At 70.6% G+C, this 14885-nt stretch carries 14 protein-coding genes and 1 pseudogene; 6 read left to right on the top strand and 9 right to left on the bottom strand.

The genetic code is table 11. From position 1 onward, the window contains the following. The 4 genes from ABD693_RS06275 to ABD693_RS06260 all read right to left on the bottom strand — a co-directional run bounded on the left by ABD693_RS06275 (position 1) and on the right by ABD693_RS06260 (position 3519). Entirely contained in the window at positions 1-921 is a 921-nt protein-coding gene (locus tag ABD693_RS06275; RefSeq protein WP_344696166.1) for an alpha/beta hydrolase, read from the bottom strand. Then, complete coding sequence (locus ABD693_RS06270; protein ID WP_344696165.1) at positions 921-2387, bottom strand: phospholipase D-like domain-containing protein; 1467 nt, start codon at positions 2385-2387, stop codon at positions 921-923. Before ABD693_RS06270 ends, ABD693_RS06275 begins: the two co-directional genes overlap by 1 nt. 94 nt (positions 2388-2481) lie before the next feature. Next, positions 2482-2895 (bottom strand): holin family protein, encoded by a 414-nt coding sequence (locus ABD693_RS06265; RefSeq protein ID WP_344696164.1) that lies wholly within the window; start codon positions 2893-2895, stop codon positions 2482-2484. A gap of 54 nt (positions 2896-2949) precedes the next feature. After that, positions 2950-3519 (bottom strand): glycoside hydrolase family 108 protein, encoded by a 570-nt coding sequence (locus tag ABD693_RS06260; protein ID WP_344696163.1) that lies wholly within the window; start codon positions 3517-3519, stop codon positions 2950-2952. Between the two features lie 306 nt (positions 3520-3825). Here ABD693_RS06260 and ABD693_RS06255 point away from each other — a divergent pair, with 306 nt between their 5' ends. Beyond that, positions 3826-5283: a methyl-accepting chemotaxis protein gene (locus tag ABD693_RS06255; protein ID WP_344696162.1), complete on the top strand. Its 1458-nt coding sequence runs from the start codon at positions 3826-3828 to the stop codon at positions 5281-5283. Between the two features lie 152 nt (positions 5284-5435). On the opposite strand, the gene ABD693_RS06250 is transcribed toward ABD693_RS06255, so the two are convergent. The 5 genes and pseudogenes from ABD693_RS06250 to ABD693_RS06230 all read right to left on the bottom strand — a co-directional run bounded on the left by ABD693_RS06250 (position 5436) and on the right by ABD693_RS06230 (position 9653). After that, positions 5436-6434, bottom strand: coding sequence for a sigma-70 family RNA polymerase sigma factor (locus ABD693_RS06250; protein WP_344696161.1), 999 nt, complete (start codon positions 6432-6434; stop codon positions 5436-5438). A gap of 182 nt (positions 6435-6616) precedes the next feature. Further along, a complete protein-coding gene (locus ABD693_RS06245) occupies positions 6617-7513 on the bottom strand; it encodes a peptidoglycan-binding protein (RefSeq protein WP_344696160.1) in 897 nt (298 codons plus the stop codon). After that, positions 7510-7911, bottom strand: coding sequence for a hypothetical protein (locus tag ABD693_RS06240; RefSeq protein ID WP_344696159.1), 402 nt, complete (start codon positions 7909-7911; stop codon positions 7510-7512). Before ABD693_RS06240 ends, ABD693_RS06245 begins: the two co-directional genes overlap by 4 nt. Then, positions 7908-9243: pseudogene (locus ABD693_RS06235) on the bottom strand (FliI/YscN family ATPase). Before ABD693_RS06235 ends, ABD693_RS06240 begins: the two are co-directional and overlap by 4 nt. After that, positions 9240-9653, bottom strand: a complete 414-nt coding sequence (locus tag ABD693_RS06230; protein WP_344696158.1) for a flagellar biosynthesis repressor FlbT — start codon at positions 9651-9653, stop codon at positions 9240-9242. The pseudogene ABD693_RS06235 and the gene ABD693_RS06230 overlap by 4 nt, the downstream one beginning before the upstream one ends. A gap of 165 nt (positions 9654-9818) precedes the next feature. Between ABD693_RS06230 and flgE the strand changes: the two genes are divergently transcribed. From flgE to ABD693_RS06205, 5 genes are read left to right on the top strand one after another with little or no spacing between them, the layout of a single operon-like run. Further along, positions 9819-11120, top strand: a complete 1302-nt coding sequence (flgE, locus tag ABD693_RS06225) for a flagellar hook protein FlgE (protein ID WP_344696157.1) — start codon at positions 9819-9821, stop codon at positions 11118-11120. A gap of 10 nt (positions 11121-11130) precedes the next feature. Beyond that, positions 11131-13221, top strand: coding sequence for a FlgK family flagellar hook-associated protein (locus tag ABD693_RS06220; RefSeq protein WP_344696156.1), 2091 nt, complete (start codon positions 11131-11133; stop codon positions 13219-13221). Further along, positions 13221-14138 carry a flagellin gene (locus ABD693_RS06215; RefSeq protein ID WP_344696155.1) on the top strand — a complete coding sequence of 306 codons (918 nt, stop codon included), beginning with the start codon at positions 13221-13223 and terminating at the stop codon, positions 14136-14138. Before ABD693_RS06220 ends, ABD693_RS06215 begins: the two co-directional genes overlap by 1 nt. A 51-nt stretch (positions 14139-14189) precedes the next feature. Then, positions 14190-14438 carry a MoaD/ThiS family protein gene (locus tag ABD693_RS06210; RefSeq protein ID WP_344696154.1) on the top strand — a complete coding sequence of 83 codons (249 nt, stop codon included), beginning with the start codon at positions 14190-14192 and terminating at the stop codon, positions 14436-14438. Continuing rightward, positions 14439-14885 carry a molybdenum cofactor biosynthesis protein MoaE gene (locus tag ABD693_RS06205; protein ID WP_344696153.1) on the top strand — a complete coding sequence of 149 codons (447 nt, stop codon included), beginning with the start codon at positions 14439-14441 and terminating at the stop codon, positions 14883-14885.

Raw genomic sequence — 14885 nt, 5'->3', positions numbered from 1 at the left:
TCATGCTGTGGCGGCGGAAGTGGGAAGCCCGAGCGCCGAGCGCAAGAAAGCGGCCGCGTCGGCGAGGACGGGGAAGCGGCCGCGGAAGGGACGGGAGAGCGCGACCACGGTCCCGGCATGGTCGCAGCCGCGGTAGATCTTCATCTCGTACGGCGCGCCGGCACGGGTCAGCGCGCTCGCGAGGCTTTTGCTGTTCTTGGCGTAGACCAGCCGGTCCGAGCTGCCGTGGAGCAGGAGGAGCGGCGGGGCGTCGGCGCGGACGTGGTTGATCGGCTGCGTCTCGGCCGGGTCGGGGTAGCCACCAAAGGTGGCCCGCCCGCGCCACTCGCGGAACGGGGCGAAGTCGAACGGGCCCGAGAGCAGGACGCCGGCCCTGACCGTGCTCGGCGGCAATTGCACCGAGGAGAGCCAGCGCGGGTCGAGCGCGAGCATCGCGGCGATGTAGGCGCCGGCGCTATGGCCCGCGACCGTGATGCGCGCGGGGTCGCCGCCATAGAGGCCGATGTTGCCCCACACCCATTTGAGCGCGAGCGCGGCATCCTCGAGGAAGTCGGGATAGCGGACCTCGGGGACGAGCCGGTAGTCGGGAACCACCGCGACGAAGCCCTGCGCGGCGAAGGCGGCGGCGGCGAAGCCGTAATCGGTGCGCTCGCCCGAATGCCAGCCGCCGCCATAGAAGAAGACCACGACCGGAAGCCGCGCCGAGGTCGGGTGCGAGGGCGCCCAGATGTCGAGATGGTGGCGGCGGTGCGGACCGTAGCGGACCCCGTCGCCGATCCGGTGCGCGCGATCGCCGCGGCCGGGGGTAAGGCGGTCGATCTTGTTGAGGAGGCTGACCGGGCTCCAGCCAAAGCGATCGACGAACTCGGCCGCGACCCGGGGGATGTTATGCCAGCGGGTGCGGCGCGAGGAGCGGGCCATCAGGCGTTCGGGTGCCGCTTGCGGGCGCGGCGGCGATGGATCCGGTCACGCAGCGGATCGAACAGGCTGCGGTGCGTGAAGCCTTCGAACATCATGTCGGGACTCTTGGGGTCGAGTAGTTCGGTCTCGGCGATAGTCTTGGCCACGCCCTCGGGCCGTTCGAACGGCAGCGGCTCCAGCCGGCGACCTGTCCTAGGGTTGAGGGCGTCGAGCGTGGCGAGGAGCGAGCCCTTCTCGGCGAAGGTGGCGGCGACCTTTTCCTCGGTCGTGTCGAGATGTTCGGCAAGGAGGCGGGTGCGCAGCGCGGCGAGGGCATCGCGCTCGGCATCGGTCGACGCGTCGAGCATCACGTCGCACTCGCTGTCGAGGCCGAGGCTGCGGTTGTTCATGTTGGCCGAGCCGATCTTGAGCATCGTATCGTCAACGATCATCAGCTTGGCGTGGACGTAGATGTCGTCGTCGCCCCTGGTCTTGGGGGTGACGATGCGGAAGCGGTTGCCGGGGTCGGCATTGCCGATGAGCTCGACCAGGCGAAGCCGCGTGGCGTCCATCGCGACCTGCTCGAGCCAGCCGTCGGCCTGGACCGGATTGACCAGCAGGAATTCGGGCGGGTCGGGCTCGCCCAGGCGCTTGATGATCGCGGCGGCGATCTTGGGCGAGGTGAAATACTGGTTTTCGGCGTAGATGAAGCGCCTGGCCGCGGCGATCATGTCGAGGGTCAGCGCCTCGATCTCCTTGACCTCCTTCCAGTCCTGGTAGGCGGCGACCGTCCGGGCGATGGCGAAGCGGCTGTCTTCGAACTGCGGCTCGAGATGATCGGGCCAGACCTCGTCGTGGCAATCGATCGGGTCGAGCTTTTCCCCGGTGGCATGCTCCCAGCGGGTCCGGGCAAGTTCGCCGAGCGCGGCAGCGAGCGGGCCTTCGCAGGCCATGGTGGCGTCATGCCAGGGGCCGTATTCGGAGCCGCCGGGGCGCCGGCGGTCGGGATCATGGTCCTCGTGCGCGGGCCGGTCCCAACGGTCGCCGGTCATGTCGATCCCGCCGCAGATGGCGAAGCAGTCGTCGATGACGACGATCTTCTGGTGGTGCGAGCAGCCGACCGGATGCGCGCCGTCCATCACGAAGCGGATTGCCTTGGTCCAGGTCAGCCGCGCCAGCCAGAGAAGGGCGCTTCCGCGCAGCGCGAGCTTGAGCGCGCCGACCCGCCAGCTCAGGATCTTGATCGGGACGTCGGGCTTCTTGTGCGCAAGCTCGAGGAGGAAGTCGCCGAGGCTTTGATCGCTCTCGGTCCGGTCGAGCTTGATCCGCGGGTCGAAGTCCCAGCCGATGATCATGATGCGATGCTTGGCGCGCAGCATCGCCTCGCGGATGATGCGATAATAGTCGCAGGCGTCGACGATCACCGCCGCGCGCGACGCTTCCTCGATCCGCCAGCAATTGCGACGCGGTTCCGGTAGCTGCCCCAAGCGCGAAACGTCCTCCCTTTTGCCATCCTAGAAGACGGCTCGGGGAAGATCGTTCCACGGGTGGACTAAAGGGGCAAGGGGGAGGAGTCGCTTCCTAGCGTTCGACGCCCTTGAGCTTTCCCCAGGTCCGGGCGGCGGTGTAGCCGAGGTAGCCGGTGCCGAAGAGGGTGTAGAGCTCGCTCGGCAGGCCGCGCAGATAGACGGTCATGCCGACCGCGATGGCGTTGGCGGTGGACGGGTTGGCGGCCGCGATCAGGCCCATGGGAATGGACCAGAGCATCAGCGCGTACATGACGTAGAGGAAGCTCGGCCGCGCGCGGCTGGTCCAGGGGTCGGCCGACTGGGCCTCGACCACGATCGCCTGCATCTGCTGGGCGATGGCGGCCATGTCCTGGTCGCCCTCGAGCTTGAGGAGTTCGAGCTTGGCGCGGTCGCGGGCGGCGGGATCGGGAATGATCTTGTCGATCAGCTTGGCGACGGGGCCGACGATGGCTTCGATGATGGGCATGTTTGGGGTTTCCTGAACAAGGTCTCGAAGGTCACAGGGTAAGCGAGTCGTTCTTCAGTCGACGTTACCGATCCGGTTCGCGAGCCAGCCGTAGATAAAGGCTTCGTTCGCGGGTCGCTTCTCGGCCAGGCGAAGGTAGCGCTCGCCCTGCAGCGCCTCGAGCGCGCGGAGGAGGACGGTCTCGCCCTCGGCCTTGCGAAGCGCGAGAAAGGCGTCGATCGCGGCAAGCGTGATCGGACCGATCCGCCCGTCGGGCGTGAGGTCGGGATAATCCTTGCCATTGCGGTTCAATGCGGTGAGCGCGCGCTGGAGAAAGGTGACCGCGACGCCGGGCCCCATGTTGGCGCCGGTGTCGAACAGCTCGGCCGCGATCCGCGGGGCGCGGCGCTGGACCTGGTCGAATCTCGGCCGGAGCCAGTAGAGCCGCCGGTAGATGGCCGCCGCCTCGGCCTGGGGAAGAAGCGACATCGGGCCGGTGTAACCATGCGCCCGGGCAACCGCTTCGGTTATACCGAAGCGTGTGGGGCCACCGCGATCGGCCTTGTGGTCGACATAGCCGCCCTCGCGGGCGATGAGCTCGTCGATCAGCTGGTCGATGGTCGGGGCGGGCGCGCTTGCGGACATGAGGTCAATCCTTGGAATGGGCTGGTCCGAGTCGAATAAAGATAACCAAAGAGGTTTGCTGTAGGACAGCGCTTTCTGTGCAGGCCCGGCGTTGGCGTCAGCGGGCCGGCCCATTCGATCGCCGGCTTCGCGCCGGTGGAGCGCCACAGCCCTCTACAAGGCAAGGGAGCGGCGCCGCGCCCGGCGAACGGGAAGCGCGCGCGTGGCGCCGACGCGCAGGATCGAGAGAGGAAGTCAGATGGCTGCAACTGTTCGTGGGGAGTGGCCCGTCGGGGCTGATGCCGGCCGGCTCGGGGGAGAAGCGAAATGATGCAATCGTTCCGCGAAACGATGCCCATCCGAAGCAAGCTCTTCACCATCGTGGCGGTGATGACCGGGCTCGTCTGCGTGCCGACCCTGGTCGCCCTGGTGCGGGGCGATCTCCTCGCCGCCGGCGTGGGCGCGGCCGCGGCGGTCGCGGCGGGCATTGTCGGCGCCAGCTTCCGCGAGGCCATCTCGGGTCCCTATGTCGCGACGGTCGCCCGGATGGAGGCGCTGGCCAAGGGCGATCTCGATACGCCGATCGCCTTCACCGACTATACCGACTGCGTCGGCCGCATGACCAAGGCGATGTTCGTGTTCCGCGACACGGCCCGCGAACAGATGGTCGCGCAGGCGAGGGAGCAGAAAGCGGTGGTCGACCTGTTCGGCGATGCGCTCAAGGCCCTGCGCGGCGGCGACCTCACCGTCCGGATCACCGCCGACGCGCCCCCGGCCTATGCGGGGCTGAAAGATGCCTACAACGAGGCCGTCGCCGGCATTGCGGACCTGATCCTCGCGGTGACTCAAAGCGCGTCCGGCATCCGCGTCGGGAGCGACGAGATCGCGCAGGCGAGCGAGGACCTGGCCCGGCGGACCGAAGGCAATGCCGCGAGCCTCGAGGAGACGAGCGCGGCGGTGCAGCAGATGAACGGGCGGCTCCGCGCCTCGGCCGAGGCCTCGAGCGAGACCGTAGGGCGCGCCGACCAGGCGATCGCGACCGTCAGCGGCGGCCGCGCGCTGGCCGACGAGGCCGTCCAGGCGATGGGCCGCGTCAGCGACAGCGCCAAGGGGATCGACAGCGTGATCGAGGGGCTCGACAAGATCGCCTTCCAGACGCGGGTGCTGGCGATGAACGCGGCGGTCGAGGCGGGCCGGGCGGGCGAGGCGGGCCGCGGCTTTGCGGTCGTCGCCGATCTCGTCAGCGCGCTCGCGATGCGTGCGGAGGAGGAAGCCAAGCGGGCCCGCGACCAGCTGACGGTCACGCAGACCGACATCGTCTCGGCGGTGGGCGCGGTCGAGAAGGTCGACGGCGCGCTGCAGGACATTTCGTCGGACGTGGGCGCGGTGCACCAGCTGCTGGGATCGATTGCGTCCGACAACCAAGCGCAGGCACAGGCGATCGCCGAAATCTCGGCCGCGGTGTCGAGCATGGACCAGTCCACCCAGCAGAATGCGGCGATGGTCGAGGAAACGAGCGCGGCGGCGCGCAACCTCCTGAACGAAGTGACGGCGCTCGCCCAGAAGGCGCAGCAGTTCCGGACCGGGGGCCCCGCGCCGGCGGTGCTCGCGCCGGCCAAGGCCGCCGCGCCCGCGCCCAAGCCGGCGGCGGTCGGCAGGCCGTCTCCGGGGCTGCCAAAGCGCGGCAAGGAGGGGGCTTATGTGTCGCCCGTGAAGGCGCTGCCGCCGATGTCGCTCGACAAGCTCGCTGCGGGCGGCGGGGACGACGACTGGCACGAATTCTGATGGTTTGAGGAGATCCGGCCCCGGTATTCCCCCCTTAAACCTCGGGTCGGTGAAAGGCCCGGCAGCGCGAGGACGCTGCCGGGCCTTTCTTCTTGCCGGTGATGAGGAGTGAACCAGGGAGCACGGCTGGCGGGTGGCGCTCCCGGGCCCGGTCAGGCGGCGCGCTGATCGGGGTGGAGGGGGAGGACGTTGCTGGGGGTGAAGGGCGCGGCCTCGTCGATGTCGTCGAGCGCGACCACCGCGGTCGGGGCGGCGGCGGGCTCGGGGAGGAGCGATGCGGCTGCCGGGGCGGCTGCCGTGCGGCTGCGACGGCTGGCCACCGTGGGCCCGTAATCGGCCATGACGCGGAAGCGCGGATGCACCTCGGCGAGCTCGGCCATGACCTTGGCGGCGCGCTTGCCGATCTGGCGGACCTGCTCGCGGTTGAGGCCGCTGCCCTCGGGCGCGTCATAGTCGGCGAGTTCGCCGAACACGCGGGCCGAGAGGATCTCGCGGTCGCGCTCGAGCCGCGCCTCGATGCTCGCCACGGCTTCCTCGTCGAGCCCGGCGCGGCCACCGGCCTTGAGCTGGCGGGCGAGCTCGCGCTTGGGCTGCTTGCGGCGCAGCGCGTCGAGCGCGGCGTGGCGGCCCTTCTGCACGAATTCCTCGATCAGGCACTGGGCGGCGGCGCGGGCGAGATAGTCGCTGGCCGAACGCTCGGTCCGCTCCAGCGCGTCCTCGTCCTCGATCATCGCCTCGAGCGAATTCTCCTCGCCGTCGGCGTCGTGCGAGATGCTGTGGAGCGAGACGGTGGTGGCCGAGACCTTCTGCGCCGAGGGGCGCTGGTCGGTCATCAGGCGAAAGCGGAGCGACTGGAGTTCGCCGCGGATCTGCCAGTTGACGAAGGTGGTGAACTGGGCCTTTTCCGGATCATAGGCCTCGATCGCGCGGTGCACCGCGATGGCGCAGCACTGCTCGGCATCGTCCCAGTGGTTGCCCAGGCCATATTGGCGAATGAAGTGCCGGAAGCGCGGGGCGAGGAGGCGCTGGAGCCGGACGAAGACGCGGTCGATGTCGCGGCGCTGGCGCGCGCTGAGCGGCGCCTCGCCGCTGCCCTTGATCGCGATGAGTTCGGCAACGGCAACTTCGAGTGCCGCAGTGGTTTTCGACATAGGCGTCCCCCCGGATGCGACGCCAAGGCCAATTCCCGGCGTTCCGATGGGAGGAGCAAGCGACCCGCGCGGTTAATCGCGTTAAACCTGTCGCTCCGAGTTGGAGTTAATCGAGGTGGAGTGAGGGAAATCCGCTCTTGAAGCCTATTCCCTATCGATCCGATCCGGATCGATCTGGGGCGTCAGGCGGTCTGGAAACGCGCGGGCTGGATACGCCGCGCGACATAGGTTTCGAGCCAGTTGCGATGGGCCTGGCTGGCGCTGGCGGCGGCCTCGATCCGGCGCGCGGCGGCGGCCGATCCGACCTGCGCGGCGAGGAGGCGACCGGCGCGCGCGTCGTCGAGGCCGCGGCCGAGGTATCGCATGGCGTCGCCGAGACCGAGATGGTGGGCGAGATAGGCGGCCTTGGCGGTCGACGCGAGGTCGTCGGTCCGGATTCCGGCCGACCGCAGCCGTGCGAGATTGGCGGCGGCATGGTCGGCGACGGCGTTGATCGAGGCCGCGGGATCGGTGCGCAGCGCGAGGAGCGCGGCCTGGGCTTCGGGGCGGATCGCGCCCGACGGGCCGAGCCAGCCGCGCTCGGTCGCGACGGCGTGGAGCCAGCTTCCCTCGCGGCGGGCCTCGCCGAGCCAGGTCGACTGGAGGAATTGGCCGAGGCCGGTGGCGGTGGAGCGCGGATTGCGGCTCCCCGGGTCCCAGCGCCCGTCGGCGGCGCGGCCGGCCTCGGCGTCGACGATCGCGGCGAGCATCGCGGGCGCGAGGCCGGTACGCGCGGCGGCGGCTTCGATGGCGGGGGCGAAGGTGGCGTTGGCGCCGAGGTTGAGCGGTCCGGTGTTGGTGGGGCTCGGGACGGGGCCTGGCGTGAGTTGGGGCGCGAAGCGGTCGTCGGCGGCAAGCGCGTCGACGAGTTTCGACAGGTCGAGCAGGCGTGGCGAAGCGGGCTCGGCAGCGGTCTCCACCCCCGCATCGGCGCGGCCGATGGCGATCTGCCACAGGCGGTCCTCGAGCCCGGCGCGGGCCGAGCGGTAGATGAGTTCGGCGCGGGCGGCAGGGGCGAGGCGGCCGATGTCGCCGGTCATGCGCGGTGCCACAGGCTGGCGGTTCGATCGTCGAGCTGCGCGGCAATCGTGCGTTCGCGCCGGCGGCGATCGGCCGCGTGGGCGGCGGCGGCGGCGTCCTCGAGCAGGCGGAGGCGCGCACGCTGCTCGACCGCGACGTGGCGAAGCTCGGCGAGGCGCGATGCGGATTCGGCGCGCGCGGCGGCGAGGGCGCCGAGGCGGCGGCGGGTGTTCTCGAACCAGGCGTCGCTCGGCACTGGCGTGACCGCGGCGCGGAGGCGTTCGCAGGCGCGCCTCGCAGTTAGGGTTTCCCCCTTCGTGAGCAGCGCGCCATCGCGCGCCTGCTCGGCGGCGATTTCCATCGCGACCTGGTCGAGCATCCGCTTGCGGTGACGGATGGCGGGGCCGAGGCGGCTCATGGTTCGGGCTCGGCAAGGATGTTGGCGAGGTCGGCAAAGGCGGCGGACGATCGACCGCGATCCTCCTTGCCCTGCGCGACCAGGCCCTCGACCAGCGGGGCAAGCGCGATGGCGCGGTCGACTTCGGGACTGGCGCCGGGAGCATAGGCGCCGAGGCGCACAAGCTCCTCCATGTCGGCCCAGGTCGAGAGGATTCGCCGGGCTTCGAGTCGGGTCCGGTTGTCCTCCGGGTCGAGGCAGTGGGGGAGAGTCCGGCTGACCGACTTCAGCAGATCCATCGCGGGATAGCGGCCGCGCTCGGCGATGCTCCGGCTGAGGACGACGTGGCCATCGAGGATCCCGCGCACGGCGTCGGCGATCGGTTCGTCATGGTCGTCGCCGTCGACGAGGACCGTGAACAGGCCGGTGATGCTGCCCTGGCCGGGAAGGCCGGGGCCCGCGCGCTCGAGCAGGCGGGGCAGGTCGGCGAAGACCGAGGGCGGGTAGCCGCGCGTCGCGGGGGGCTCGCCCGAGACGAGGCCGATCTCGCGCCCGGCCATGGCGAAGCGGGTGACCGAATCCATCAGGCAGAGGACGCGCTTGCCGGCATCACGAAAATGCTCGGCGATGGCGAGGGTCGCGAGCGCGGCCTGGCGGCGGAGAAGGGCGGGCGCGTCGGAAGTGGCAACGACCACGACCGAGCGGGCGAGCCCCTCCGGACCGAGGTCGTCCTCGATGAATTCCTGCACCTCGCGGCCGCTCGCCGATCAGCCCGATCACCGCGACGTCGCAATCGGCCCAGCGCGCGAGCATCGAGAGCAGCACCGACTTGCCGACGCCCGAGCCGGCGAACAGGCCAAGCCGCTGGCCCTCGCAGAGCGGGGCGAAGAGGTCGAGCGCGCGAACGCCGGTGTCGATCCGGCGGCCGACGCGGGCGCGGCGGGCGGCGGGCGGCGGGAAGGCGCGAAGCGAAGCAGGCGCGGTGCCGGGGCGGAGCGCGCCCTTGCCGTCGAGCGGGCGGCCGAGGCCGTCGACGACCCGGCCGAGCCAGGCGTCGGACGGGTGCAGCGCCGACTGACCGGCGACGAGCTCGGCCGGATCGCCCGCGACGAGGCAGTCGGTCGGATCGAAGGCGAGCGCGGTGACTGCCTCGCCGTTCAGGGCGGTGACTTCGGCCTCGACTTCGCCGGTCGCGCTGGAAATGCGCAGGCGGGCGCCGACGCTGGCCGCGCCGCCGAGGCCGCCGACTTCGAGCGCCGCGCCCTGGACCCGGCGAAGGCGACCGAACCGGCGGACCGGATCGGTCGCGCGGATCGCGGCGCTCAGCGCGGCGAGGCTCTGGACGGCGCTCAGGCCGCGAGCTCCGCGACCTCCGCCACCCCGGCGAGCGCGTCATGCTCGAGCCGCATCAGCGTCCGGCAGTCGCCGAGCGCGCGATAATAATCGGCACTCGCCGCGCGCTCGGCGAAGGAGGCGACCGCGGCGCGGCCGGTCTCGCAGGTCGAGAGGCGCGAGACGCCGCCAAGGAGGCCGAGGATCTGGCGGTGATGCTCCTCGATCCGTTCGGGGTCGAGATAGGCCATCATGGTGTGGAAATAGAGCGCCCGGGCCGGGGTGTTGGCTTCGGCCGGGGCCATGATCTCGCGGCCGCGCAGGATCGTCACCTTGCTTTCGATCGCGAGGTCGGTCCGGCCCGAGGAGCGGATGATCGCGCCGTTGATGACGACACGCTCGCCGTCGCGAAGGGAAATGCGGAGGGTCAATGTGGTCTCCCAAGCTGGTCTGGTCCCGTCCACCTTAGAGGCAGCGGAGGGCGAGACGGGGCGGGGACGGCAAAAATTGCCGTGCCGAGGGCTGGTTCGGCGGGCCCTCTATAAGAGGAGGGAAGGACCGGCAGCGGGCCGGATCCGCCGAGGAGCTTTCCTACCTTGAGCCTTTATTCCGCCCTTTATGCCGGCGTGTCCGGCCTCGGTGCGCAATCGTCCGCCATGGCGACGGTCGCGGACAACATCACCAACATCAACACCATCGGCTACAAGGGGGTGGCGACCGAGTTCCGGACCCTCGTCACCGACGGGCGGATGCGGTCGAGCTATTCGGCGGGCGGCGTCGCGGCGGCCCCGCAGGCGCTGATCAGCAAGCAGGGGCTGCTCCAGGCGAGCTCGAGCCAGACCGACCTCGCGATCGACGGGGCGGGCTTCTTCGTGGTGCGCTCGGGCGACGGGCCGGATGCCGAGGTGGCGTTCACCCGGGCGGGCGCGTTCAAGCCCGACCTCCAGGGGTTCCTGCGCAACACGAGCGGCTATTATCTCCAGGGCTGGCGGCTCGATGCGGCGGGCAATTTCGTCGACACGGGCAACCTGAACGCGCTCGAGCCGGTCCGGCTGAGCGAGCTGACGGGTTCGGCGGCGCCGACCAGCAAGCTCCAGATGCGCGCCAACCTCCAGTCGGACGCGGCGGCCTATACCGGCGCTTATGCGGCGGGCGACCTGGCGGCGGGGACGGTCACCCCGCAGTTCCAGCGCAGCTTCGACATCTATGACGCGCAGGGCGGCGCGCACCGGATCAGCGTGGGCTTCCTCAAGACCGCGCCCAACCAGTGGCAGGCCGAGATCTTCGCGGTGCCGGCGAGCGACGTGACCGCGGCCGGCGGCCTGCTGACGAGCGGGACGGTGGCGTTCAATCCCGACGGAAGCCTCGACCTCGCCGGTTCGACCGCGGCGCTGTTCGGCTCGGTGACGCCGGCCTGGACCAATGGCGCGGGTTCGCAGCCGATCGATCTCCAGCTCGGCACCGACGGGGGGCTCGACGGCCTGACCCAGTTCGGCGGGCAGAGCGCGCTGATCAGCTCGAGCGTCGATGGCGGGCTGCTCGGCAACATCGCGAGCATCGAGGTCGACGACAAGGGCGTGGTCAGCGCGGTGTTCGACGACGGCACCGCGCGCAAGGTCTATCAGCTGCCGATCGCGACCTTCCAGAATCCCGACGGGCTGACCCGGCTCACCGGCAATGCGTTTGCGGTGTCGAGCGCCAGCGGATCGGTCGCAATCAATCCGCCGGGCGCGCTCGGCGCGGGAATGATCTCGGGCTCGACCCTCGAGGCCTCGAACGTCGACCTCGCCCAGGAATTCACCAACATGATCCGCTTCCAGCGGGCCTACAGCGCGTCCTCGAAGATCATCACCACGGTCGACGACATGCTGCAGGAACTGTCGAACCTGAAGCGGTAGCGACTGACGCATGAGCCTGTCGCAGATCCTCGGGAGCGCCCTGTCGGGGCTGAACGCCGCCCAGGCGGGCTTGCGCTCGGCCTCGAACAACATCGCCAACGTCAACACGCCCGGCTACGCCCGCGAGCGCGTGCCGCTTCAGACGGGCGTGACCGCGGGGCAGGTGACGGGGGTGCGCGCGCAGGAAGCGGTGCGGGTCGCCGACCGCTTCCTCGAGGCGACGGTCTATCGCCGCGCCGGCGAATGGGGACAGGCCGAGGCGGTGGCGAATACGCTCGACCGGCTTCAGGCCTTGCTCGGCGCGCCGGGAGACTCTGGCGGACTTCCGGCGCGGCTCGACGCGATCGGGGCGGCGGCGGTGGCGATGACCGGCGGCGCGGCGAGCGAGCCGACGGTGCGCGGCTTCGTCGGCTCGGTCCAGCAGGCGCTGTCCTCGCTCCAGACGCTCGACAGCGACGTCGCGGGCCTGCGCGTCGATGCCGAGCGCGAGTTCAGCTACACGGTCGATACGATCAACACGTTGCTCCAGCGGATCGACCGGTTGAACGACGCGGTCGCGCGGCAGGCGGCGGGCGGGCGGGCGGCCAATGGCGCGACCGACCAGCGGATGAGCGCGGTCGAGGAACTGTCGGGGCTGATCAAGGTCGAGGTCCGCGAGGGCGCCGACGGGCGGCTGACGATCGACACGGCGGGCGGAGTGACCCTGCTCGACCGGCGGCTCCGGCTGCTCGACTATCCGCCGAGCGACGGCAGCGTCCAGCCCATCTATCCCGCGGTCCGGGTCCGCTTCGCCGAAGCCGACGGAAGCCTCGGCGCCGACACGGGCGAGCGGCTCGACACGCCCGCCGTCGGCGGCCGGCTGGGCGGGCTGATGGAATTGCGCGACCGGCGACTGCCCGCCTTCGCGGAGGAGATCGGGAGCCTGTTCGGCGGGCTGGCCGAAAGCCTCAATGCGGTGAGCAATGCCGGGACCACGGTGCCCGCGCCAAACTCGCTCGAGGGGGCGCAGACGGGCTTCGCGGCGTCCGACCGGCTGGGTTTCACCGGCAGGGCGGTGGTCGCGGCTTTGCAACCCGACGGGACGCTCGCGGGGAAGGTGACGCTCGACTTCGCGGCGCTGGGGCCCGGGGCGACGATCCAGGATGCGGTCAACGCGATCAACGCCGGGCTCGGCGGGCTCGCCACCGCGAGTTTCACCGGCGGCAAGCTCAGCATCGTCGGAAACGGCGGGCTGGGAGTCGCGGTGGCGCAGGACCCGGCGAGCCCGAGTGATCGCGCCGGGCTCGGCTTCGGGCAGGCGTTCGGGCTCAACGACCTCGTCAGCGGCGGGCGCACCTTCGGACCCGCCGGCTTCACCGCTGCCGATCCGCACGGGGTGGCCACGGGCACCAGCGCCCAATTTGTCCTGCGCGGCCCCGACGGGCGGGTGCTGGCGCAGGCAACGGTCAATCCGGTCGCCGGCGGGACCTTCGGCGACATCGTGGCGGACTTGAACGCGGGACCGCTGGCGGCCTTCGGGACGGCCTCGCTCGATGCGCGCGGGCGGCTCGCCTTCACGCCGGTCGCCTCGCTTCCGACCGCGAGCCTCGGGGTCGTGACCGATACCTCCGATCGTTATGGCACCGGCCGTTCGCTGACCTCCCTACTCCTGCCCTCGGGGATGGAGACGGGGCTCGGCGGGGCGGAGGTGCGGCCCGACATGGCGGCGAGCGCCAAGCGGCTCCCGCTCGCCCGGCTCGACATTGCCGCGGCGGTCGGGACCAGGGCGGTCGGCACCGGCGACAGCCGCGGCGCCAATGCTTTCGTCGACCAGCTTCGCGCGGCGGTGGACCTCGGGCGCGGGCGGATCTCGGGAATGGAGAGCTTCGCGAGCTTCGTGCTCGGCCAGGCGGGCCTCGACGCGTCGGGGGCCAAGGACCGGGTCGCCGACATGGAGGCGCGCAAGGCCGACGCGGTCAACCGCCGCGACAGCTATTCGGGGGTCAATATCGACGAGGAACTGGCGAGCCTCGTCACCCTCCAGAACAGCTATTCGGCCGCGGCGCGGGTGATGACCACGGCGACGCAGATGTACGACACGCTGATCGGGATGGTGCGCTGATGACCGGATGGAACAGGGTCGCGACGGTGCCGATGCAGCGGACGCTGTTCGAGTCGATCGCCATTTCGCAGCGCAAGCTGGTCGAGACCCAACAGCAGATGGCGACCGGCAAGAAGGCGCCCGACTTCGCTTCGCTCGGAATCGAGACGATGCGCAACCTGTCGGCGCGGACCCTGCTCGCGCGGCAGGAAGCGCATGCGGCGGTGGGGGCCAGGATCGGCACGACCTTATCGATCATGGACACGCAGATGGCGAGCATCGAGGACATGATGGTCTCGTTCCGCGACAAGCTGCTGACGACCTCGGCGAGCAAGCGTTCGGAGGGGTTGCAGGAGCTGGCGGAAGAGACGTTCCAGCGCTTCCGCTCGGCGCTCAACAGCGACGAGGGCGGGACGTATCTGTTCGCGGGGTCGCGGACCGACACGGCACCGTTCGTTCCGGCGAGCCTCGCGGCGAGCGCGGGGGTGCCGACCGCAAGTGCCTTTGCCAACGACGGGGTGGAATTGAAGGCGCGGGTGGCCGACGGGCTCGACGTCTCGTTCGGCGCGACCGCGAGCAGCTTCGGGTCGGAGATGTTCGAGGCCTTCCGGGCGCTGGCCGATGCGGGGGCGATCGGCGACGTCCCGACCGCGGCGCAGCAGGCCGCGATCAACGAGGCGGTGGGCAAGATCAACGACGGTTTGAAGACCCTGCGCGCGTCGCATGCCGAGAACGGCCGGCGCCAGGCGCAGGTCGAGGAACTCGCCGACCGGGCGAGCGAACGCTCGCTGATCCTTCAGCGGCTGGTCGCGCGCAACGAGGATGCCGACATGGCCGAGGTGGCGAGCACTTTGGTGCAGCGCCAGTCGAGCCTGCAGGCGAGCTACACGTTGTTCAGCCGGCTCTCGAACCTCAGCCTGGTGAATTACATTCGCTAAAGGTCTTCCAAGCGGTTGACGCGGGCGTAGGAGCGCGCGACCTCGGAGGCGATGACCCGCGTCTCCTTCTATGGGCTGCTCGCCGACGCCATGGGGCGCCACCTCGAGGTGGAAGTGCCGAAGGGCGGCGTGAGCCTGGGCGGGCTTCGGGAACGGCTGGCGGCCGAACGGCTGGGGATGGCCGGCGAACTGTCGGCGTCGCGCGCGAAGGCCTGGGTCCGCGACACACTCGCCGGTGAGGACGACATGATCGGGCCCGACGACGCGGTCGAATTCTGGCCGCCGGTTTCGGGGGGCTGAGTGACGGCCCGCGCCACGCTCATCGACGGGCCGTTCTCGCCCGAAGCGCTGTATCGCGATTTCCTGGCGCGGCTCGGCGAGGAGGCCGGGGCGGTGGTGACCTTCACCGGGCTCGTGCGCGGCGGCGACGTCACGGGGTTGCTGCTCGAGCATCATCCGCTGCGGACGGCGGTCTCGCTCGAGGCGATCGCGGCGGCGGGCGCGGCCCGGTTCGAGGTCAGCGGGATCGAGGTCGTGCATCGCTGCGGGCTGATCGGTCCGGGAGAGCCAATCGTCTGGGTCGCGGCGGCCGCACCGCATCGCCGCGCGGCGTTCGAGGCGGCGGATTATCTGATGGACCGGCTCAAGACCGAGGCGGTGTTCTGGAAACGCGAGGAAGCGACGGGCGGCGGCCGCTGGATCGAGCCGACCGAGGCCGACCGGCACGCCGCGACGCGATGGGAGTAG

Origin of the sequence: Sphingomonas rosea (assembly GCF_039538065.1) — a bacterium.
GTDB classification, from domain to species: Bacteria; Pseudomonadota; Alphaproteobacteria; order Sphingomonadales; family Sphingomonadaceae; genus Sphingomicrobium; species Sphingomicrobium rosea.
This window is presented reverse-complemented; position numbering and strand designations above follow the sequence as displayed.

What these genes read in the sequence shown, in the direction of transcription:
- ABD693_RS06275 (WP_344696166.1), bottom strand. Translation starts at nt 921, where the DNA reads ATGGCCCGCTCCTCGCGCCGCACCCGCTGGCATAACATCCCCCGGGTC.
- ABD693_RS06265 (WP_344696164.1), bottom strand. Translation starts at nt 2,895, where the DNA reads ATGCCCATCATCGAAGCCATCGTCGGCCCCGTCGCCAAGCTGATCGAC.
- ABD693_RS06260 (WP_344696163.1), bottom strand. Translation starts at nt 3,519, where the DNA reads ATGTCCGCAAGCGCGCCCGCCCCGACCATCGACCAGCTGATCGACGAG.
- ABD693_RS06255 (WP_344696162.1), top strand. Translation starts at nt 3,826, where the DNA reads ATGATGCAATCGTTCCGCGAAACGATGCCCATCCGAAGCAAGCTCTTC.
- ABD693_RS06250 (WP_344696161.1), bottom strand. Translation starts at nt 6,434, where the DNA reads ATGTCGAAAACCACTGCGGCACTCGAAGTTGCCGTTGCCGAACTCATC.
- ABD693_RS06245 (WP_344696160.1), bottom strand. Translation starts at nt 7,513, where the DNA reads ATGACCGGCGACATCGGCCGCCTCGCCCCTGCCGCCCGCGCCGAACTC.
- ABD693_RS06240 (WP_344696159.1), bottom strand. Translation starts at nt 7,911, where the DNA reads ATGAGCCGCCTCGGCCCCGCCATCCGTCACCGCAAGCGGATGCTCGAC.
- ABD693_RS06220 (WP_344696156.1), top strand. Translation starts at nt 11,131, where the DNA reads ATGAGCCTGTCGCAGATCCTCGGGAGCGCCCTGTCGGGGCTGAACGCC.
- ABD693_RS06215 (WP_344696155.1), top strand. Translation starts at nt 13,221, where the DNA reads ATGACCGGATGGAACAGGGTCGCGACGGTGCCGATGCAGCGGACGCTG.
- ABD693_RS06210 (WP_344696154.1), top strand. Translation starts at nt 14,190, where the DNA reads ATGACCCGCGTCTCCTTCTATGGGCTGCTCGCCGACGCCATGGGGCGC.